Source organism: Streptomyces sp. NPDC048196 (genome assembly GCF_040652715.1).
In the GTDB taxonomy this organism is placed as follows: Bacteria; Actinomycetota; Actinomycetes; order Streptomycetales; family Streptomycetaceae; genus Streptomyces; species Streptomyces siderophoricus.
Genome location: NZ_JBEZMM010000014.1, coordinates 15,021 through 35,686 on the forward strand (window position 1 = coordinate 15,021; position 20,666 = coordinate 35,686).

Genomic DNA, 20,666 nt, shown 5'->3' on the forward strand with positions numbered 1-20,666 from the left:
CCGGCTCAGTCCCCGTCGTACTCCGACTCGTGCTGGAGGATGCACTGCTGCCACTGGGACAGTGCCTCCTCGCGGTCGCCCCCGCTGTCCTGGGCGGCGACGATCAGGGCGTCGGCGGCCATCGCGGCGAGCCGTACGGCGATGTGGCAGACGTCGCTCTGGGGGAGCGGCCGGAGGAGTTCCACCGCGCCGTCGCTGTCCCCGGAGAGGGCCGAGGCGACAACGGCCATGGTGGTGCGATCCCACTCGTACTCGGACATGGGGAAAGCATGCCCACCGTGCGCCGCCGCCATCATCGAACGGATGAGCCCCGGCGCTGGTGCGCATCAGGTGAGTTGACGCACCGGAGTGCCCGCCAGGAAGGCGGTGATGTCCTCGACGGCCTGCTGGAAGTAGCCCTCGTAGTTGCGGCGGGTGACATAGCCGAGGTGCGGGAGGGCGAGCACGTTCGGGAGGGTGCGCAAGGGGTGACCGGCCGGCAGCGGCTCCTGGTCGAAGACGTCCAGGCCGGCCCCGGCGATCCAGTTCTCGCGCAGCGCCCGCAGCAGCGCCTCCTGGTCGACGATCGCGGCGCGCGAGGTGTTGACGAGGTAGCTCGTGGGCCGCATCCGGCGGAGCTCGTCCGCGCCGAGCAGCCCCCGGGTGCGGTCGCCGAGCACCAGATGGACGGAGACGAAATCGGCCGCCTCCAGGAGCTCCTCCTTGCCGGCGGCGGCGCGTACGCCCACCTCCGCGGCGCGCTCGGCGGTCAGGTTCCGGCTCCACGCCACCACGTCCATGCCGAAGGCCAGCCCGATCCGGGCGACCCGGCCGCCGATCTTGCCCAGGCCCAGCAGCCCGAGCGTGCGGCCGTGCAGATCGGCGCCGAGGGTGGACTGCCAGGGGCCGCCGGCGCGCATCGCGGTGTTCTCGGCGACGACGTTGCGGGCGAGGCCCAGGATCAGCGCCCAGGTCAGTTCGACGGGCGGCTCGGTGTTGCTGGCGGTGCCGCACACGGTGATCCCGTGCCCCGCGGCGGCCGCCAGATCGATGGCGGCGTTCCGCATCCCGGAGGTGATCAGCAGCCGGAGCCGGGGCAGCCGGGCGAGCAGCGAGGCGGGGAACGGCGTGCGCTCGCGCATCGCCACGACCATCTCGCAGTCGCCGATCGCCGCGACCACCTCGTCCTCGGAGCGGAACGGCTCGCGCAGCGTACGGACCTCGACGGTACCGTCCAGCGCTGACCAGTCGGCCACGGAGAGAGCGACGTCCTGATAGTCGTCGAGTACGGCACAGCGCAGTGTCATGGCAGATCTCCCGGAGGTGCAGTTCGGCGTTCATCCGGACCGTAGCCCCCAAAAGCCGCCTAGCCAGCGACTATGCGCATACTCACCTGGCCGGAAACCGATCAATCCCGGTCGATTACAGTGCTGCGCCATGGGGCCTTCGCAAGGCCCCGGAACGTGGTGAGCTTCGGGAGGCACAGTGAGCGCAGCGGGAGGCGGCGCCGCCATCTGGGGGCGCGCGGAACAGCAGGACTTCCGCAGCCGGGTACGCGGCTGCCTGCTCGGCGGCGCGATCGGCGATGCGCTCGGTGCCGGCATCGAATTCGACTCGCTCGATGCGATCCGTGCGGCGCACGGCCAGGAGGGCGTGACGGACTTCGTACCCGCCTTCGGGCGGCGCGGGGCGGTCACCGACGACACCCAGATGACCCTGTTCACCGTCGACGGGCTGATCCGGGCCCAGGTGCGCCGCGACACCGGCGCCTGGCATCCGCCCACCGACGTCCACCGCGCCTACCTCCGCTGGGCCGCCACCCAGCACGACTGGGGCCCCGACGAGCGCAAGACGCACGACGGCTGGCTGGCCCGCGAGGAGTGGCTGTACTCCCGCCGCGCGCCCGGCCGGGCCTGCCTCAGCGGCCTCGGCGACGAGCTGATGGGGACCGTGGAGGCGCCGAAGAACCCGGACTCCAAGGGGTGCGGCGCGGTGATGCGCTCGGCGCCGTTCGGGCTGCTGGTCGGCTGGGAGCCGCAGCTGGTCTTCCAGCTCGCCGTGGAGTGCGCGGCGCAGACCCACGGCCACCCCACCGGCTATCTGGCGGCCGGCGCGTTCGCCGTCATCAGCCACTCGCTGGCCCGCGGTGAGGACCTCGACAGCGCGGTGCAGAAGGCGCTCGCCCACCTGGCCACCCGCCCCGGCCACGAGGAGACCACCGAGGCCCTCAAGCGCGCGCTGGGCGCCGTACGGCAGGGCATGCCGACGCCGGCCCGGGTGGAGTCGCTGGGCGAGGGCTGGACGGCCGAGGAGGCGCTGTCCATCGGCGTGTACTGCGCACTGGTCGCCGAGGACATCCGGCACGGCCTGCTGCTCGCCGTCAACCACAGCGGCGACAGCGATTCCACCGGCGCCATCTGCGGCAACCTCCTCGGCACCCTGCACGGCGAAACGGCGCTGCCGCCGGACTGGCTGGTCGAACTGGAGGGCCGGGCCACGATCCTGCAACTGGCCGACGACTTCGCGATGGAAATGACCCAGGGCCCCGCCCTGCACGGCCCGGCCGGCTCGGCCCCGGGGTGGCTGACGCGGTATCCGCGGGCGTGACGGCCGTACGGTCCGGGGCCCGTACGGCCGCGAGGGGCCGGAGTGCGGTCGCTACCGCATCAGCTCACCCGCGTTGACCAGCAGTGACTGGCCCGTGATGGCCCGCGCCCGGTCGGACGCCAGGAAGACCGCGGTCTCGGCCACATCGGCATCCGTGGCCAGCTCCGGCAGCGCCATCCGCCCGGTGAGCCGCCCGAGCACCTCGGACTCCGGCACGCCCTCGGCCTGCGCCTGGAACCGTACGTACGCCTCGACCGGCGGGCCCCACATCCAGCCCGGCTGCACGGTGTTGACCCGTATCCGGTCCGGGCCCAGCTCACGGGCGAGCGCATACATCGCGGAGACCAGCCCGCCCTTCGACGCCGCGTACGCCGCCTGCTGCACCTGTGAGGGCGCCGCGACCGACGACTGGGTGCCGATGAACACCACCGAGCCCCCGCCACGCGCGGTCAGCGACGGCAGGCAGGCCCGGGTCATCCGCAGCGTGCCGAAGAGATTGACGTCCACGACGGTGCCCCAGGAGTCGAAGTCGGCGTCCCGCAGTCCGCCGAACAGCGAGTCCAGCGCGGCGACATGGATCACCGCGTCTATTCCGCCGAACCGCTCCACCGCCAGCGCGGCCAGCGCCGTGCACTGCGCCTCGTCACCGATGTCGGTCACCCGCCAGGCCGTACGCGTCCCCGAAGGGTCGATCTGCGCCGCCGACTTGGCGAGGTTCGCCTCCGTGCGCGCGCCCAGCACCACCGACGCGCCGTCCCGTACGCAGGCCGCCGCGACCTGATGGCCGAGGCCGGCCCCCACGCCCGAGACGACGACGGTCTTGTTCCGCAGCAGCATCTCCGCCTCCGGACGCCGAGCCCCACCGACACCTTCTGACGGGTAGTCAGATTAGAGCGGTGGCCCCGGAAGGAACAGCCCCTCCGCCGCGGATTTCCCGGGTGGGCGGCTGCTGCCCGGTCAGTGCGCGTGGCTCCGGCGCAGGCGGGCGACGGACCGCAGCCGGCGCAGGACGGCGGCCACCCGCACCCGGGCACCGCACAGCCGGGCCCACAGGCGGCGGGCGCGGGAAGGGGGCGGCTCGGTCGGGTAGTCGTCGGAGGAGTCGGGGGCCGGCGCGCCGCCCGTCGGGTCGTCCGCGCCGTGGGGGCCTTGGGTGCCGTGGCTGCCTTGGGTCATCCGTCCTCCCGGAAAGGTGGTCCCACCCCTGTCCTTCCCCGTGGCGCCAGCCCCGAAGCCGCGACTCCCCGAAGGGCCCCGCCCTCATCCCTCCCCGTGCGCCTCCGCCAACGCTCCGCGCAACCGCCCCAGGCCCTCGCGGATCTCCCCCGGCGTGTGCGTGACGAACGACAGGCGGACCGCTGCCGGGTCCGGCGTCCCGGCGTAGAACGGCGCCCCGGGCACGTAGGCGACCTCATGCCGCACGACCTCGGGCAGCAGTGCGGTCGCGTCGTAGCCGGCGGGCAGGGTGGCCCAGACGAACATGCCGCCCGCCGGCCGGTTCCACCGCGAGCCCTCGGGGAGCGCCGTGGCGAGCCCGTCGACCAGCGCGTCCCGGCGCTCGCGATACGCCTCGCGCACCCGCGCCAGATGGACGTCCAGGTCCGTGGTCGCCAAGTACCGTGCCGCGGCGGCCTGATCGACGGTCGAGGTGTGCAGGTCGGCGGCCTGCTTGGCGATGACGCACGGGCGCCGCAGCGGGGCCGGCAGCCGCAGCGTGCCCAGCCGCAGGCCGGGCGCCATAACCTTCGAGAACGAACCCAGCAGCACCGTACGGTCCTCGGCCCCCGGGAACGACGCCACCCACGGCACGGCCGCGCCCTCGAAGCGGAGCTCGCCGTACGGGTCGTCCTCGGCGATCCACAGTCCGCGCCGGGCGGCGATCCCGGCGACCGCGGCCCGCCGCTCGGCGGAGAGCGTGCGGCCGGTCGGGTTCTGGAAGGTGGGGATGACGTAGAGCAGCTTCGGCCGTTCCCGGGCGGCGAGTTCGTCCAGTGCGGCCGGGTCGATCCCCTCGTCGTCGGTGGGCACCGGTACCACCCGGGCACCCGCCAGCGAGAAGATCTGCAGCGCCGCCAGATAGCAGGGGTCCTCGACCAGCACCGTGTCGCCCGGCTCCAGCAGGACGGTGGCCAGCAGCGACAGTCCCTGCTGCGAGCCGGTGGTCACCAGCAGCTCGTCGGGATCGGTGGGCAGCCCGCGGGCGGTGGTGCGCGCCGCGACGGCCGCGCGCAACGCCGGATCGCCCTCGCTGGTGGAGTACTGCAGGGCGCGCCGCGGGTCGTCGGCGAGCACATGCCGGAAGGCGGCGGCCAGCCCCGCCGCGTCGAACAGCTCCGGAGCGGGCAGCCCGCCGGCGAACGAGATGACCTCGGGCCGGGCGGTGAGCGCCAGGATGTCGCGTACGGGCGAGCCGCCGGTGCGCGCCGCCCGCGCGGCGAGCCCGGGGAGCGGCGCCCGGGCGGGCGTACGGAGGGGCGTACGGGCATCGGCGAGGATCGCATCCGGCATGGCGACTCCCATCACTCCGGGCCGCGGGTTAACCCGCGTTAGCTGTAAGTGCCAGGCAGCTTAGGCAGGAGCGGAACGGGCGCGCAGAGATGCCCACATGGTGAGCATGACGGACGGACCCCTCCCGTTCTGACGCGGCGTCAGCTACACCTGTTCCCCATGACCGCAGACCGCGAGAGCACGAACAGGACCACGCCGGAGGACGCCACCGCCACCCATGTCGCCACCTACGGCGAACTCGCCGCCGTCGGTCCCTACGGCGTCCGCCCCGGGCATGCGCTGATCACCATGGTCGAACCGCACCCCGGCCATGAGTACGCCTACAACCGCTGGTACGAGGACGACCACTACATCGCCGGCGCCATGGCGATGCCCTGGATGTTCGCGGGCCGCCGCTGGGTCGCCACCCGCGAGCTGCAACTCCTGCGCTATCCCCAGGAGTCCGCCGTAGCCCGCCCGGTGACGGCCGGCTGCTACCTCTCCACGTACTGGCTCACCGAAGGCCGCTACGACGAGCACATGCGGTGGACGGTGGCGATCAACCGGCGCCTCAACCGGGACGGCCGGGTCCACCAGGACCGCACGCACGTCTTCACGGCCTTCCAGGACCACCTGGCGACGGTCTACCGGGACGGTGCGGCGGGCCCCCGGGACTTCCATGCGCTGGACCACCCCTATGCGGGGCTGGTGCTGGAGGTGGTCGACGCGGCCGGGCCGGAGGAGCGGGCCGGGCTGCTGGAGTGGCTGCGGGACCGGCGGCTGCCAAGGCGGCTGGCCGGCTCGCCCGCGGCGATGGTCACGGTCTTCCGGCCGACCCCGCTGCCCGGTGACCGGATGTCGTACGTACGGCAGGTCGAGGGCGTCGACACCCGGCTGACGCTGCTGTGGTTCCTGGAGCGGGATCCCCGCGACGACTGGGAGGCGCACTTCGCGGGCCTCGGGGAGGAGGTCGCGGATGCGGGGCTCGGCCGGGTGGAGTTGGTGGCGCCGTTCGTGCCGACCGTGCCCGGGACGGACCGGTACGTGGCCGAATTGCGCTGACGGATGCTGACACGCGGTGACGGCGGCGGGAGGGGGATGCGCGGAGGGGCGGGCAAGGCCGAGCCCCCTCGGCCGGGACGGCGATCCAGTCGAGAGGGCTCGTATCCGCGGATGCGGACGGTGGAGCGTGCCGGCTCAGGTCACGCGACGTCGAACCCACCATCGGCGACGTCCGACAGGAAACGGCTCCAGGAGGCGTTGTCGAACGTGAGGCGCGGCCCCTCGGGGTCCTTGGAGTCGCGCACCGCGATGGCTGCGGTGGTCGGTACGGCGATTTCCACACAGGCGCCGTTACCACCGGAGTACGAGGACTTGGTCCAGGAGAATGCGGAATTCGGCTGCACGGCCATGTTCACTCCAACTTACTCTGAGTTACCGCGGATTCGGTAGTCATGACGCTACGCGCCAACATCACCAACCGCAGGGGCCGTTCACCCGTCCGAATGGCATATTCCTTGATCTCTTTTCATGGCGGTAGGGGCGGGTGTACCGTGCCAACCCGTTATCCGGAACCTCGCATTCCGCCCCATTTCCACCCTGCCCGGTCCGCCACACCGGTCCGCCGTTCCGGCCTCACCTCACCTCGGGTCACCTCACCTCGGGTCACCCCATCGCATCCGCATGGGATTTCGCCGCTTCTGCGATGAACTCCCGGCTCGCTTCCGCGCTCAGGGCCTGGGCCCGCAAATGCTCGTACATGATCGTGTATTTGTGCACATCATTGGTTTTCTCCAGATAGAGGTCACTGGTGACGCCCTCGATGTACACCACGCTGGAATCCGCGGCATCGTCGAATTCCAGGATGGAGAACGTCCCCGACATTCCGGCGTGCGCACCGGCGTCATAAGGGAGCACCTGCACGGTCACATGCGGGAGATGGCTCACCTCGACGAGATGGTCGAGCTGTTCGCGCATGATCAGGTGGCTGCCGACCACCCGCCGCAGCGCGCTCTCGTCCAGCACCACCCACAGCCGCAGCGGGCGCTCGGGCTCGTTGACCCGCTCCTGGCGGCGCATCCGCACCTGGATGCGCTTCTCCAGATGGTCCGGCGCCAGCTCGGGGACCGTGCCGGGAATGACCGCCTCGGCGTAGCCGGGCGTCTGCAACAGCCCGGGGACGAGCAGTGACTCGTAGATCCGCAGCGAGGCGGCCTCGGTCTCCAATCCGATGTAGACGCTGTACGGGATGTCGCCGAAGGCATGCCACCAGCCCTGCTGGCGGGAATCCTTCGCCATCTGCATCAGCGATCGACTATCCGGTGGTCCTCGACCTCATAGACCCCGCAGAGATCGCGGACATCACGCTGGCTGATGCTGCGGCGGCCGTTCTCGAGTCTGCTGATCTTCGATTGCGAGACCAGCAGCCGCTCGGCCACCTCTTCCGCCGTCATGCCCTTGAGCTCGCGGAGCCTGCGCAGCTCCTGGCCCAGCCGGCGTCGCCTGACGGTGGGATTGACGTGGGACGCCACGGGATGTGCACCTCCGGCTCCGTACTGCTGTCATTTCCTGGTCAGCAGACTGCCACTCCGGAGTGACGCCGCGCAGTGAAATGCGCACACAAGGCGAGCGAGCGTGTGCGCGGGGTGGCGGGCCGGCCGTCGTCCGTAACGGCCGGCCCGCCACCCCGCGCTTCCTTGCTGCGGCTCCCGAACGGGATCGTGGGACGGTGGTGCGCCGGTGGTGCTGGTGGGGCACTGGTGGAACGGTGGGGCGTCCTGACAGGGCGCCCGGTCGTACGGGCCTTCAGGGCGTCAACGGGCGCCCACTCGGGCCATCCTGCCGTGACCGTGCCGCGACTGGCCCGGCGTGCCGGACGCGTTCGCCGTGGCCCGGGCCGCCGGTTGCCGTACGGCAGCACCGGCGGCGGCCTGTGCCCGCCGTGGTTGCGCCGCGGCGCCGTTCTGCACGTCCATGACGGCGTGGGCCACCAGCCCGCCCATGGGGTCGTGCCGGATCAGATCCCGGAGACGGGAGCGCGATGACCGCCCCTCGTTCCCTGGGTAGAGGTGCTTGCCGAGTCCGACCGCATGGGCCAGCGCGGCGAGCGCCGCGGTCCGCGGGTCCGGGGGTACGCCGGTGCGGATCGCGTTGTCCAGCCGGGCCCTGATTTCCCGGCTGATGGCCGTCTCCGTCGCTTGGTAGCGCGTCGTCGGCAGCACCCCGCACATCTGGCCCGCCACGGCATGCACCATGCCGCACCGTTCGAGATGCGTGAGGTAGGTCTGGCGCAGCCCCAGCCGGGGCCCGCCGATCCAGTGGACCGCGCGCACCGGACTGCCGCGTCGGCGCAGCAGTTCGAGCGCGGAGTCCAGAGTCGGATCTCCTGTCGGCCGTGCCATCACCACGGCGATACGATCCCCGTCTGGGGCTATCCGTCCTGCCAGAGCCAGCTCTACTAGCTGGGCCCCGGCCAGGCCGAGGTCGAGCGACTGCGGCTGCGCTGTGGTGCCCGTCGCCGGGTCCAAAGCGAGCAGCAGAAGCTCCTCCGGAATTGTTCTGCGGCTCCTGCCCATCCATGCCTCCCCGCGTGGATGAATGACAGGGTGACCCCTCTCACATTCATCTGTCGAGAGTGCGTGGGGGGTTCGGTAGGGAACCGGTAGGTATGTCGTTCTCGTCTTGCACGTTGGCGACATCTATCCGTGGGGTGCGGCGCGTACCGATTCGCGTGGCGGCGAGGTGTTGCCACGGGAACACAGGACACTTGGAAACACTGGGCCAATGCGGCAGTGCGACATATGAAGGAGACATCGGTGGCGGGCGAGTCCCCCGACAAGTCGGACAAGAAGCAGTCGTCGGGGGAGACGGCGCGGAGCGAACGTGATCCGCGCCTGTCCGTCCTCCGAAGGGAGCCGGCCGAGCCGGCGGAGGAAGCGGCGACGGCCGAGGGCGAGGACTCGAATCCGTCCGAGCCGTCCGAGGCGTCCGAGGCGTCCGAGGCATCCGAGGCATCCGAGTTGGACGGGGATGCCGAGGCGCCGGAGGCGTCCGAGGGGGCGCAGAAGGCCGCCGGCGACGAGAAGGACTCCGAAGCCGGCGATGAGCGTCTGCGGTCGGCTGTGGCCGCCTGGGTCGCCGGGAAGGGCGACGAGGACGCCGGGGGCGAGGCGGAAGCCGGTGCCGAGGGTGGTGCTGAGGGTCGCGCCAAGACCGATGGCGGGGGCTCGAAGGGCGCCGAGGGGCGTGCGAAGGCGGGCGACGCTTCCGCAAAGCTGGAGGGTGATGTCGCGGCCGAGTCCGAGGCTGAGCCCGGTGCGGGCGAGTCCGAGGATGACGAGCCCGAGGGTGACGACAAGCCTGCGCCCAAGGGTTCGGCGGACGAGGCCAAGTCCGAGGTGAAGGCCGAGTCCGGGGCCGAGGCCAAGTCCCGGTCCACGTCGAAGGCAAAGGCCAAGGCTGAGGTTGTTGATCAGCCGACCGCCGTGTTCAAGACCGTCGGGCCGCAGAAGAGCAAGCCCGTAGAGGCGGCCGATGAGGAGGACGGGGCCGACGGGTCGGCAGTGGATGACGCGACCCGGGTGTTCGCTGTTGCGAAGGTCAAGGGGAAGGGCGCCTCCAGCGACGCGTCCGCCCCGATCGACCAGGCGACCACCGCCCTCAAGATCAACCCGCCGGCCAAGGCACCCACCAAGTCCGCCACCAAGGCCGCCGACAAGGACTCCGCGAAGGACTCCGCCAAGGGGCCCGACTCCAAGAAGGATTCCGAGAAGGACGCTGAGAAGGGCTCGGCGACGGACTCGGCGAAGGGCTCCGGAAAGGACTCCGGTAAGGACTCCGGCAGGGACTCCGGCAAGAGCGAGGACGCGAAGGGCGCCAAGAAGGAGAACAAGGACAACAAGGCGTCCGCTGCCGAGAGTGACGCGGAGCGGACCAGCCAGTTCGTGGCGCTGAAGTCGACGGACGACGGTGCGGCCGGCAAGTCCCTCGGCAAGACGGCGCCCCGGACCCCCCTCGGGACGCCCGGCAAGCCCGCCGACAAGGCCGGGGAGAAGACGACGGGCAAGCCCGCCGACAAGACGACGGACAAGCCCGCGGACAAGGCCGGGACGAAGGAGAAGACCTCCGGAGGCCGGCCGACCGCCGCATCCGCCGCATCCGCCACGCCCTCCGCCCCGCCCAAGCCCGCCGGTCCGCCCGGTGCCCTGCCGCCCGCCGCCCCGACGGGTGCCACCACGCCGGCCCGTCCCGACGCGCTGCCCGAGTCCGAGCGGACCAAGCAGCAGCCGCTGCCGCCGCTCGATCTCCTGGCGAAGCTCACCAACACCCCGCCGCCGCCCGAGACCCCGCTGCGCACGGTCGTCCGCCGGTTCAAGATCTGGACCCCGCTGGTGGTGCTGCTGGCGATCATCTTCGTGATCGTCCAGGGCGTGCGCCCGCTGCCCAACCCGACGCTCACCGTCGGCGACGCCGCGTCCTCGTTCACCTTCGAGGGCGGCAAGCTCACCATCCCGTGGCCCGCGCAGGGCCAGGCGGCAATCAAGGTGGTGGGCTCCGGTGACCTGGGGACGTTCGGCCCGCAGAAGCCGGTGCCGACCGCGAGCGTGGCCAAGATCATGACGGCCTACGTCATCCTCCGGGACCACCCGCTCAAGAAGGACGAGGGGGGGCCGAAGATCGAGGTCGACGCCAAGGCGGTGACCGAGGGCGGTTCCAGGCACGAGTCCCGGATCGAGGGGCTGAAGGCCGGGCAGAAGTTCAGCCAGCAGAACATGCTCAAGATGCTGATGATCCCGTCCGGCAACAACATCGCCCGGCTGCTGGCCCGTTGGGACAGCAAGTCCGACAACGAGGCGGCGTTCGTCAAGAAGATGAACGCCGCCGCCAAGGACCTGGGCATGAAGAACACCACCTACACGGACCCCAGCGGCCTGGACCCCAAGACCGTCAGCACCGCGGTCGACCAGCTCAAGCTGGCCGAGGCCGTGATGAAGTTCGACGCCTTCCGGCCGATCGTCGCCATGACGAACGCCGACATCCCGGGCCTGTCGCAGCGGATCAACAGCAACATCGACAACCTGCTGCTGGCCGGCCTCAGCATCAAGGGCATCAAGACCGGCTCCAGCACGGCGGCCGGCGGCACGCTCTCCTGGGCGGCCTACAAGACCGTCGACGGCAAGGACCGGCTGATCCTGGGCACGATGATGGACCAGCACTTCAAGGGCCTGGACCCCGACGGCTCCAACAGCCTCACCCTGGTCAAGCAGAACAGCCAGAAGGTCATCGAGGCCGTGCGCAACGCGCTGACCTCTGCCCCGGCGGTGAAGAAGGGCCAGGTCGTCGGCTATGTCGACGACGGCCTGAACGGCCTCACGCCGGTCGTCGCCACCAAGGACCTCAAGGCGGTCGGCGTCCCGGGCCAGAAGCTGAAGTTGAGCGTCGGTGACGGGGGCAAGACCGTTCCGCACACCGCGAAGGCCGGTACCGAGGTCGGTGTGCTGACCGTCGGCAACGGCGAAAGCATCCAGAAGGTGCCGGTCGCCCTGAAGGAGGACCTGGTCGAGCCTTCGTTCGTAGCGAAGCTGGTCCGTCTCGGGTGAGCTGACCCGTCTCGGGAGCGGCCACGGACTCCGGTGGCGGTGACGGGCACACCGCCCGGCCCGTCACCGGAGTCCGTTCCCGGTCCGTTGCCGGTCCCTTCCCGCCCCGCTCCCCCTCTTTCGCCCGCTCGCCCGTCCTCCTCCGTCCCGTACGTGACCGGAGCCCGTCATCGACGTAGCGCAAGCACCGAAGCCGGCCTATGCGTCCGCCGTCGCCACCCGCCGAGCGTGGGCGGCGCAGGGCGCGGTGATGCTGATGCCCTCCGGGGTGATGCTGCTCCTGGGGGCGTGGGGGGTCCGCCGCCAGGACGCCATATGGCGCGACGAGGCGGTCACCTACGACATGGCCCACCGCAGCCTGCCCGACCTGTGGCACACGCTGCTGCACGTCGATGTCGTCCACGGCCTGTACTACGCGCTGATGCACGTCTGGTTCCGGGTCTACGACGTCACCCTCGACGGGACGTTCGGCGAGGTGGTGGGGCTCCGGCTGCCGTCGGTGGCCGCGATGACCGCCGCGACCGCCGGCGTCGCCCTGCTCGGGCACCGCCTGGTCGGCCGGCGGGCGGGCCTGCTGGCCGGCTTCACGTTCGCGTGCATCCCCGTCGTCCAGCAGTACGCGCAGGAGGGACGCTCGTACGCGACCGTCTGCGCACTGGTCGTCTGGGCCACGTACCTGCTGGTCCTGACCGCGGCCACGGCGGTCCCCCCGCACGCGCCTCCGCAACCGCGTCCGCGCCCCCGGCTGTGGCTCGGCTACACGGCGCTCATGCTGACCGCCTGCCTGCTGCACGAGTTCGCGTGCCTGGTGCTGCCCGTCCACGCCGCCGCGCTGATCCTCGCCCGGCTGCCCCGCCGCGTACTGCGCGCCTGGGCACTGTCCACTGCCACCGTCCTCGCCGGGCTGGCCCCGCTCGCGGTCTTCAGCACCCGGCAGTCGGCGCAGATCAGCTGGCTGATGTGGCCGGACCCGCTGCAGCTGCTGACCTTCGCCGTGCTCGCGGTCCTCGGCCTGGGCTGCGCCCGCGTGCGGATCCGCTCCCGCGGCCCGATCGGCCTGCGCGCCCTGGGCATCCCGCTGCTGCTCCTGCCCACCCTCCTCCTGCTGCTGCTCTCGCACGTCGAACCGGCCTACGTCGACCGCTACGTCCTCTACTACGTCGTCGGCTTCGCCCTGCTCGCCGGCGCCGCGCTGGCCCGGCTGCTGCGCCCGGCCGGCGAAGCGGGGCAGCCCCGGGCCCGCCGGCTGCGCCGGACCGCGGCCGTCGCGCTGGTGCTGGCCGCCCTGCTGCCCATCGACGTCCATCTGCGCAGCCCGGACAGCCGGGTCGACGACGTCACCGCGATCGCCCGGGCCGTCCGCGCGGTCGCCGAGCCGGGCGACGGCCTGCTCTTCATGCCGGCCCGGCGGCGGATCTGGACGGCGACCCGGCCGCACGACTTCCGCGGCCTGACCGATCTCGCCCTGGACAAAAGCCCGTTGGCCTCCCACACCCTCTACGGCACCGAGCGATCCGGCGACGCCATCCGCGCCCGAATGCTGGCCCGCCGCCGGATCGTGGTCGCCGGTGACCCGGACGGCCAGCCCGCCGACGACAACGACCAGGAGATCGCCAAACGGGCCACCCTGCGCGACGCCTTCGAGGTCTGCCGCACCACGGAGGTCCGCGGCGCCCGCATCACGGTGTACGGGCGGTCCGGGGCGTGCGGGACGGGAGCCGCCCGGTAGGGCACCGGACGGCGGGCCGAGCCCGACCCAGGTCCCGGGCCCCTCACCGCAGCCCCGCCGCCGCCCCGTCGAGCCCCAGCAGTTCCTGGAGGGCCGCCGCGCCGTCGTCGGTGAGGCGTACCGCCCTGCCGCTGCCGATCCGGCGGACCCAGCGGCGGTCGAGCAGCCGGTCGCAGAGCCGGGCGCCGGCCGTGCCCGCGAGGTGGTTGCGGCGCTCGGTCCAGTCGAGGCAGCCGCGGGCCTGCGGGCGGCGGCCGGTGCACAGGTCGGCCGGTTCGACGCCCAGCGCGTCGGTGAACCAGTCCCGGCCGGCGTCGGTGAGCGCGAAGCCGCCGTCCTGGTCGACCAGGCCGCGGGCGGTCATCGCGTCGGTGATCGCGACGCCGAGCCGGCCCGCGAGGTGGTCGTAACAGGTGCGGCCCCGGGCCAGCGCCGCGGAGGCGGACACCGCGCGCAGCCCGCGCGGCGCGCCCTGCGGCGGATCGAGGTGCGCGGTCAGGGATTCCAGCAGCTCGGCGACGTGCGGCCCGGCGAGCTGGAGGTAGCGGTGGCGGCCCTGGCGCCGTTCGACGAGCAGTCCGCCCTCGGTCAGCCGGGTCAGGTGCTCGCTCGCCGTCGAGGGCGCGACCTGCGCGTACGCGGCCAGTTCGCCGGCCGTCCAGGCCCGCCCGTCGAGCAGCGCCAGGCAGAAGGCGGCCCGGGTGCGGTCCGCGAGCAGCCCGGCCAGCCGGGCGAGCTCGGTGCTGTACGGCGGAGTGCCGTCCGCCGGGGTGCGGTGCGTCGCGGTCCGGTGCGTCACCGCCTGGTGCGCCGCGGTCCGGTTCGTCGCGGTGCTGTACGCCGGAGTGGTCATGACTCGATTGTCCGCCGCGAGTCTTCGGTGCGTACCGAAGGGACTCGTGCCTACGGTGCCCGTATGAGCACCTCCCCGGAGTACGCCACCTTCCACTTCCACGCGTTGCACCACGCCGACCAGCCGCTGCTGCTCCCCAACGCCTGGGATGTCGCGTCGGCGGTCGCCCTCGCCGCGGCCGGATTCGCGGCGGTCGGCACGACGAGCCTGGGGGTCGCGGCGGCCCACGGCTATCCGGACGGCCGCGGGCTCGCCGAGGTCAAGGACGCCACCCTCGCGCTGGCACTGCGCCTCAACGGCCGGCTGACCTGCCCGTACACCGTCGACATCGAGGGCGGGTTCGGTGGCGGGCCACAGCAGGTGGCGGATCTCGCGGGGGCGCTGGCGGAGGCCGGCGCGGCGGGGCTCAATCTGGAGGACGGGCTGCCCGGTGGCGGAGGGCTGCAGGCAACGGCGCGGCAGGCCGAGGTGCTCGCCGCGGTGAAGCAGCGGGCGCCCGGGCTGTTCCTGAACGCCCGGATCGACACCCATTGGCGGGTGACGACCCCGCCCCCGCTGTCGGAGACGCTGGCCCGCGCCGAGAGCTATCTGACGGCGGGCGCGGACGGGGTGTTCGTCCCGGGGATCGTCGCCGACGAGGACATCACGGTGCTGGTGCGCGAGGTCCAGGCCCCGCTGAACATCCTCTTCACGCCGGGCCGGCACACCCTCGCCCGGCTGGCGGATCTCGGCGTGCGCCGGATCAGCACCGGTTCGCTGCTCTTCCGTACGGCCCTGCAGGCCACCCTCGGGACGGCGGACGCGATCCGCACGGGGCAGCCGCTGCCGGAGCCGGGCGGTGCGGCGCTCATGTACGAGGACGTCCAGCGGATGGTGGGGGAGGAGCAGGGGGAGTAGGTCCCCCTGCTCTCGGCGCTCAGACCTGTCGGCCCCGGCCCGCCTGGCGGCGGCGGTGGACGGCTACGGCCGCGCCCGCCACACCCAGTGCGCCGGCGCCACCGATCAGGCCCGCCTTGGGCAGGTGCCCGGCCTTCTCGGCCAGGCCGGCCAGCCCGTTGTCGGGGAGCATGATCGACGTACGGCTTTCCGTGGGCACGGTGGAATCCGCGGCGAAGGCGGCGCCCGTGGGCAGCAGCAGGACGGCGAGCGCACCGGTGGCGACGGTGGCGGTACGGATCATGGAGCGGCGCTGGGCCCGCATGGGTACTCCTCGTCGGGGGCGGCTCGGGCCGCCCGGGGTCACGGTACGGGAGGCACCTTACGGAGCGTCCTTAACGGCAATCCGTACGTTGTGTAACAGTCAGCAAGATCTCTGGGATCGGTCCCGTGACAATGCGCACGCCAGTCCGGGCCAAAGGCCGCAACCCCGGCAAGGCGCTCGGGTCGTCGGCGGGGCTTCGGACGGGCGACGGCGGAGTCGCCGGGCCCCCGTCGGATGGCCGCGCTGAAGATTCCCCCGCCCGCCGCGTTGGATAGCTTGAGGAACGGGCCCGACGGGAGGCGGTGACGACGGGATGCGAGGCGGCGAGGACGGCGGGGACGGCGGCGCGCGAAGACGCCTTCGCCTCTGGGAGCGAGTCAGCTCGCAGCGGGGCAAAGGTTCCTGGCGGTGCATCTGCCACGCCACCGCCCTCTGCACGCTCCCGCTCCTCGCCGGATGCGCCGGTCTGGAGGGCCTGGAGAGTGATGGACCGGCCCGCGACGTCAAGGCGCCGCTCGCGCTCTGGCCGGACTACACCCCCGCCCCGCTCGGCCGGGAGGACAACCCGGCCGCCCTCAGGCCCGTGGCCGGTGTGCCGCACGTCCCGAGCGGCAGCATGGCGGACGCCGACCCGCTCGCCGTCCTCGACGCGGACATCTCCGCGGAGGGACAGCATCCGCCCGCCCCCCACGCCGTTCGCCGCCCCGCGCTGCACGACCTCACCGACGACGGCAAGCCCGACCTGATCACCGTCATCGACCTCGATCCGCGCACCAGCGAACTCCGCGTCTACAGCGTGCGGAAGACGGTGGTGACCCGGGTGCTGGTGCTGCGCGGCGTGCTGGCCGGGGTCGAGTTGGCGGCCGGTCACCTGGCGGTGCGTGAGCCCACCAAGGATCCGCGCTTCGTGAGCGTCACCGACCTGGTCTGGGACGGCAGGGCGATGGCTCTGTGGGACCTCACCCTGGACGAGGTCCGCAGACACCAGACCCGCCAGGCCGGCGGCGGCAGCGCGAGCAGGGGGAGCGGGGGGAGCGGGGCGAGCCGGGGGAGCGGGCGGACCGGGGTGACCGCGGGGGCCGGGGCGACCGGGGCGACCGGGGGTACCGCGGGGGCCGGGGGGAGCAACGGGAGTGCCGGGGGCGGCGGGAGCAACGGGAGTGCCGGGAGCGGCGGGAGCGGTCCGTGAGGCGCCCGGCGGTCTCCCTCCGCTGGAAGATCGCGCTGACCGTGATGGCGGTGAGCTGCGCGGTCGCCGCCGTCCTCGGCGTGCTCGTCCACAACGCGGTGGCCCGTCAGACCGTGGGCCAGGTACGGAAGGAGACCCGCGCGAACCTCGACACCGCGCTGGACCTCTTCGAGTACGGCACCTCGCGCGAGGGCATCAACTCCCTCCTCGACCCGGCCGAACTGCCCGCAGCACTGCGGGAGTTGGCGCGTTCGGGGCAGCGCGGCAGCATGGTCGGGACGTATCGCGGCCACCCGGTCATGTGGGCCGCGGCGCCCGCCGACGGCCAGGTCATGGCCGTCTGGTCGCCGTACGGCAACACCCGCCGCTCGCTGGAGAACTTCGACACCGCGATCCTCGGCTCGGCCGTACTCGCCGCCGCGGTCGTCGCGCTCGCCGGGCTGTTCCTCGCCCACCGCATCAGCCGCCGGCTGGCCACCACGGCAGCGGTCGCCCGCCGCATCACCGCCGGCGATCTGGACGCCCGGGTCGGCGGCGGTGGTGGCGGTGGCGATGACGGTGGCCATGGCGATGGCGAAGGTAGTGGCACTGGCGGTGGCGGTGGTGAAGGCAGTGGCACTGGCACTGGCACTGGCGGTGGCGGTGGCGGTGCGGGCGGCGGCCGGAAGTGGGGCGGCGGCCGGAAGCCTGGCGGCGGTCCGGCGGCGCGGGACGAGGTGGCGGCGGTGGCCGCCGCCCTCGACTCGGTGGCCGGCTCCCTGCAGAGCCGGCTGCGGACCGAACAGCGGTTCACCGCCGATGTGGCCCATGAACTCCGTACGCCGCTCACCGGCATCCTCGCCTCGGCCGAACTGCTTCCCGAGGGCCGGCCCAAGGAGATGATCAACGACCGGCTGCGGGCGCTGCACCGCCTCACCGAGGACCTGCTGGAGATCTCCCGGCTGGACGCCGGCGCCGAACACGCCGATCTCGCCGCGTACGAACTGGGCACCCTGGTCACCCGCTCCGTGCGCGCCACCGGCCTCGACACCGACGTACGGATCGCCGCGGACACCGTCGTCGAGACCGACCGGCGCCGCCTCGACCGCATCCTCGCCAACCTCGTCCTCAACGCGCACCGGCACGGCCGGCCGCCGGTCGTGGTCACCGTCGACACCCCGCCCGGCGGCCCACCGACCATCGAGGTCCGCGACCACGGCCCGGGCTACCCCGTCGACCTGCTGCAGCACGGGCCGCAGCGCTTCCGCACCGACGCGCCGGGACGGGGCAGGGGCCACGGCCTCGGCCTGACCATCGCCGTCGGCCAGGCCGCCGTCCTGGGCATCGACCTCCGCTTCACCAACGCCCCCGACGGCGGCGCCCGCGCCGTCCTCCGCCTCCCCCAGGAAGACGCCCCAGCGCCTCCCTGAACGGCTCACGGGCCCTGAACGGCTCACGGGCTCTGAGCGGCCTACCGGCTCTGAGCGGATCGTCAGCCCTGAGCGGCTCACCGGCTCTGAGGCGACCCATCGGCCCTGATCGGCCCACCGGCTCTGAGGCGGCTCACGGGCTCTGATCGGCCTACCGGCCCTGAGCGGCCCACCGGCCCTGAGGCGACCCATCGGCCTTGATCGGCTCACCGGCTCTGAGCGGCCACCGGCCCTGATGGGCCGACCGGCCCTGAGCGGGCCCACGGCCCTGAGCGGCTCACCGGCTCTGATCGACCCTACCGGTCGTGATCGGCCCACCGGCCCTGAGCGGCCCATCGGCCCTGATCGGCTTACGGGCCCTGAGGCGGCTCACCGGCTCTGACAGGCCCGCCGGCCCCGAGTGGCCCGTCGGCTCTGATGGGCCCACCGGTCAATGCCGCCTGATCACCGCCGACGGCGTCCGCTCACCAGTCGATGTCGTCCGGTGGCTCCGGCAGCGCCTCCTCGTCCGTGGGCCCCGGCCCCGCCCCGAGCTCGGGCTCGGGCCCGGGCTTGGGCTCGGCGACCGCCACCGCGCGCCCGCCGCCCGCGTCCTCCCCGTCGCTCTCCCGTCCCGCCAGCACGTCCAGGATCGGCTGGCCGTACTTCACGAGCTTGTTCTCGCCGACACCGTTGACCGTGCCGAGTTCGGCCGTTGTCGCCGGACCCAGGAGGGCGATCTCCCGCAGCGTCGCGTCATGGAAAATCACATACGCGGGCACGCCCTGCTCCTTGGCCGTACGGGCCCGCCAGCTGCGCAGCGCCTCGAAGACCGGCAGCGCCTCCTCGGGCAGATCCACCGGCGCCCGCTTGCCCTTCGCGGTCTTCGTCTTCGCGGCCCGCGCGGCCTTCTCCGGCTCCCGCCGCATCGCCACCTCGCGCCGGCCGCCCAGCACCTCGCCGCTCGTCTCCGTGAGCACCAGCGTGCCGTAGTCACCCTCCACGGCGAGCAGGCCCTGCGCCAGCAACTGCCGTACGACACCGCGCCATTCGGCCTCGCGGAGGTCCGCGCCCACCCCGAAGACACTCAGCGCATCATGGTCGAACTGGATGACCTTCGCGGTCTTCTTCCCCAGCAGGATGTCGATGATCTGGCCCGCGCCGAACTTCTGCCCGCGCTCGCGCTGCAGCCGTACGACCGTCGACAGCAGCTTCTGCGCGGCGACCGTGCCGTCCCAGGTCTGCGGCGGGGTCAGGCACGTGTCGCAGTTGCCGCAGGTGGTGCCGGTGCTCTCCTGCCCGAAGTAGGCCAGCAGCCGGGCCCGCCGGCACTGCACCGTCTCGCACAGCGCCAGCATCGCGTCGAGATGGGCGGACAGCCGCCGCCGGTGCGCCTCGTCGCCCTCCGAACCGTCGATCATCTTCCGCTGCTGGACCACGTCCTGCAGCCCGTACGCCAGCCAGGCCGTCGACGGCTGGCCGTCCCGCCCGGCGCGCCCGGTCTCCTGGTAGTAGCCCTCCACCGACTTCGGCAGGTCCAGATGCGCCACGAACCGCACGTCCGGCTTGTCGATCCCCATCCCGAACGCGATGGTGGCGACCACCACCAGCCCGTCCTCCCGCAGGAACCGGGCCTGGTGCTCCGCGCGGGTCCGGGCGTCGAGTCCGGCGTGGTACGGCACCGCGGCGATGCCGTTGTCCACCAGGAACTGGGCGGTCTTCTCCACGGAGGCCCGCGAGAGGCAGTAGACGATCCCGGCGTCCCCGGCGTGCTCGCTGCGCAGCAGCTCCAGCAGCTGCCGCTTGGGCTCGCTCTTGGCCACGATCCGGTACTGGATGTTCGGCCGGTCGAAGCTCGCCACGAAGTGCCGGGCCTCCGCCATCTTCAGCCGGGAGGTGATCTCGGCGTGCGTGGCGTCGGTCGCCGTGGCGGTCAGCGCGATCCGCGGTACGTCGGGCCAGCGCTCGTGCAGCATCGACAGCGCCAGATAGTCCGGCCGGAAGTCGTGCCCCCACTGGGCGACGCAGTGCGCCTCGTCGATCGCGAAGAGGGAGATCTTGCCCCGGTCCAGCAGGCTCAGCGTCTGCTCCACCCGCAGCCGCTCCGGCGCCAGATACAGCAGGTCCAGCTCACCGGCCAGGAACTCCGCCTCGACGAGCCGCCGCTCCTCCAGGTCCTGCGTCGAATTGAGGAACCCGGCCCGCACCCCGAGCGCCCGCAGGGCGTCGACCTGGTCCTGCATCAGCGCGATCAAGGGCGAGATCACGACCCCGACACCCGGCCTGACCAGCGACGGAATCTGATAGCAGAGCGACTTGCCGCCACCGGTCGGCATCAGGACGACGGCGTCGCCGCCCCCTATGACGTGCTCGATGATCTCCTGTTGGCTGCCCCGGAACGCGTCGTATCCGAAGACGCGGCGCAGCACCTGCACCGCCTCGCCCGCCTCCGGAGCGTCTGTTGCATCCATGTCCTCGACCATTCCCACGTCCGCCAGAGCCACCCCGAAAGCCTACGAGCTCCGCGCCCCTTCCCGCGGCCCCTGTGGATAACTCCGGGCCCGGCCTCCCCGGCACCCCCCTGGCCGGTGCGGTACGGCGCCCGTCCCCGCACACGCAAAAGGGCCGGTCACG

Annotated in this window: 17 protein-coding genes and 1 pseudogene; 7 read left to right on the forward strand and 11 right to left on the reverse strand. The window is 72.5% G+C overall.

The features are described 5' to 3' along the window. Positions 1-5: 5 nt before the first annotated feature. A complete protein-coding gene (locus AB0E02_RS16670; RefSeq protein ID WP_030415575.1) occupies positions 6-260 on the reverse strand; it encodes a hypothetical protein in 255 nt (84 codons plus the stop codon). A gap of 66 nt (positions 261-326) precedes the next feature. Continuing rightward, on the reverse strand, positions 327-1,286 hold the full coding sequence (locus tag AB0E02_RS16675; RefSeq protein ID WP_362139751.1) for a D-2-hydroxyacid dehydrogenase family protein: 960 nt from the start codon (positions 1,284-1,286) through the stop codon (positions 327-329). 178 nt (positions 1,287-1,464) lie between these two features. On the opposite strand from AB0E02_RS16675, the gene AB0E02_RS16680 reads away from it, so the two are divergent. After that, the gene (locus AB0E02_RS16680) at positions 1,465-2,586 is read left to right on the forward strand and encodes an ADP-ribosylglycohydrolase family protein (protein WP_362139753.1); all 1,122 of its coding nucleotides are present in this window, start codon (positions 1,465-1,467) and stop codon (positions 2,584-2,586) included. Positions 2,587-2,637: 51 nt separating this feature from the next. Here AB0E02_RS16680 and AB0E02_RS16685 read toward each other — a convergent pair whose 3' ends face one another. The 3 genes from AB0E02_RS16685 to AB0E02_RS16695 all read right to left on the reverse strand — a co-directional run bounded on the left by AB0E02_RS16685 (position 2,638) and on the right by AB0E02_RS16695 (position 5,094). Further along, a complete protein-coding gene (locus tag AB0E02_RS16685; protein ID WP_362139755.1) occupies positions 2,638-3,423 on the reverse strand; it encodes an SDR family oxidoreductase in 786 nt (261 codons plus the stop codon). Positions 3,424-3,543: 120 nt separating this feature from the next. Beyond that, positions 3,544-3,762 (reverse strand): hypothetical protein, encoded by a 219-nt coding sequence (locus AB0E02_RS16690; RefSeq protein ID WP_362139758.1) that lies wholly within the window; start codon positions 3,760-3,762, stop codon positions 3,544-3,546. Positions 3,763-3,846: 84 nt separating this feature from the next. Next, positions 3,847-5,094 carry a PLP-dependent aminotransferase family protein gene (locus tag AB0E02_RS16695; RefSeq protein ID WP_362139761.1) on the reverse strand — a complete coding sequence of 416 codons (1,248 nt, stop codon included), beginning with the start codon at positions 5,092-5,094 and terminating at the stop codon, positions 3,847-3,849. 159 nt (positions 5,095-5,253) lie between these two features. Here AB0E02_RS16695 and AB0E02_RS16700 point away from each other — a divergent pair, with 159 nt between their 5' ends. Further along, the gene (locus AB0E02_RS16700; RefSeq protein WP_362139764.1) at positions 5,254-6,135 is read left to right on the forward strand and encodes a hypothetical protein; all 882 of its coding nucleotides are present in this window, start codon (positions 5,254-5,256) and stop codon (positions 6,133-6,135) included. 140 nt (positions 6,136-6,275) lie between these two features. On the opposite strand, the gene AB0E02_RS16705 is transcribed toward AB0E02_RS16700, so the two are convergent. The 3 genes and pseudogenes from AB0E02_RS16705 to AB0E02_RS16715 all read right to left on the reverse strand — a co-directional run bounded on the left by AB0E02_RS16705 (position 6,276) and on the right by AB0E02_RS16715 (position 8,648). Beyond that, complete coding sequence (locus tag AB0E02_RS16705; protein WP_030415568.1) at positions 6,276-6,485, reverse strand: DUF397 domain-containing protein; 210 nt, start codon at positions 6,483-6,485, stop codon at positions 6,276-6,278. A gap of 253 nt (positions 6,486-6,738) precedes the next feature. After that, positions 6,739-7,604 (reverse strand): annotated as a pseudogene (locus AB0E02_RS16710) (helix-turn-helix transcriptional regulator). Between the two features lie 282 nt (positions 7,605-7,886). Further along, positions 7,887-8,648 carry a GPP34 family phosphoprotein gene (locus AB0E02_RS16715; RefSeq protein WP_362139767.1) on the reverse strand — a complete coding sequence of 254 codons (762 nt, stop codon included), beginning with the start codon at positions 8,646-8,648 and terminating at the stop codon, positions 7,887-7,889. Between the two features lie 240 nt (positions 8,649-8,888). On the opposite strand from AB0E02_RS16715, the gene AB0E02_RS16720 reads away from it, so the two are divergent. Continuing rightward, positions 8,889-11,672, forward strand: a complete 2,784-nt coding sequence (locus tag AB0E02_RS16720; RefSeq protein ID WP_362139769.1) for a D-alanyl-D-alanine carboxypeptidase — start codon at positions 8,889-8,891, stop codon at positions 11,670-11,672. 250 nt (positions 11,673-11,922) lie between these two features. After that, positions 11,923-13,401: a glycosyltransferase family 39 protein gene (locus AB0E02_RS16725; protein WP_362139772.1), complete on the forward strand. Its 1,479-nt coding sequence runs from the start codon at positions 11,923-11,925 to the stop codon at positions 13,399-13,401. A gap of 43 nt (positions 13,402-13,444) precedes the next feature. Here AB0E02_RS16725 and AB0E02_RS16730 read toward each other — a convergent pair whose 3' ends face one another. After that, the gene (locus AB0E02_RS16730) at positions 13,445-14,254 is read right to left on the reverse strand and encodes a winged helix-turn-helix domain-containing protein (protein WP_362139774.1); all 810 of its coding nucleotides are present in this window, start codon (positions 14,252-14,254) and stop codon (positions 13,445-13,447) included. A 63-nt stretch (positions 14,255-14,317) separates the two neighbouring features. On the opposite strand from AB0E02_RS16730, the gene AB0E02_RS16735 reads away from it, so the two are divergent. Next, the gene (locus AB0E02_RS16735; protein WP_362139776.1) at positions 14,318-15,151 is read left to right on the forward strand and encodes an isocitrate lyase/phosphoenolpyruvate mutase family protein; all 834 of its coding nucleotides are present in this window, start codon (positions 14,318-14,320) and stop codon (positions 15,149-15,151) included. A gap of 19 nt (positions 15,152-15,170) precedes the next feature. On the opposite strand, the gene AB0E02_RS16740 is transcribed toward AB0E02_RS16735, so the two are convergent. After that, positions 15,171-15,455, reverse strand: a complete 285-nt coding sequence (locus tag AB0E02_RS16740) for a hypothetical protein (protein ID WP_362139778.1) — start codon at positions 15,453-15,455, stop codon at positions 15,171-15,173. Positions 15,456-15,768: 313 nt separating this feature from the next. Here AB0E02_RS16740 and AB0E02_RS16745 point away from each other — a divergent pair, with 313 nt between their 5' ends. Together AB0E02_RS16745 and AB0E02_RS16750 are read left to right on the forward strand one after the other, a co-directional pair. Beyond that, positions 15,769-16,644, forward strand: coding sequence for a hypothetical protein (locus AB0E02_RS16745; protein ID WP_362139781.1), 876 nt, complete (start codon positions 15,769-15,771; stop codon positions 16,642-16,644). Beyond that, the gene (locus AB0E02_RS16750) at positions 16,641-18,053 is read left to right on the forward strand and encodes a HAMP domain-containing sensor histidine kinase (RefSeq protein ID WP_362139784.1); all 1,413 of its coding nucleotides are present in this window, start codon (positions 16,641-16,643) and stop codon (positions 18,051-18,053) included. Before AB0E02_RS16745 ends, AB0E02_RS16750 begins: the two co-directional genes overlap by 4 nt. A gap of 464 nt (positions 18,054-18,517) precedes the next feature. Here AB0E02_RS16750 and recQ read toward each other — a convergent pair whose 3' ends face one another. After that, positions 18,518-20,503 (reverse strand): DNA helicase RecQ, encoded by a 1,986-nt coding sequence (gene recQ / locus AB0E02_RS16755; protein WP_362139786.1) that lies wholly within the window; start codon positions 20,501-20,503, stop codon positions 18,518-18,520. Between the last annotated feature and the right edge of the window lie 163 nt (positions 20,504-20,666).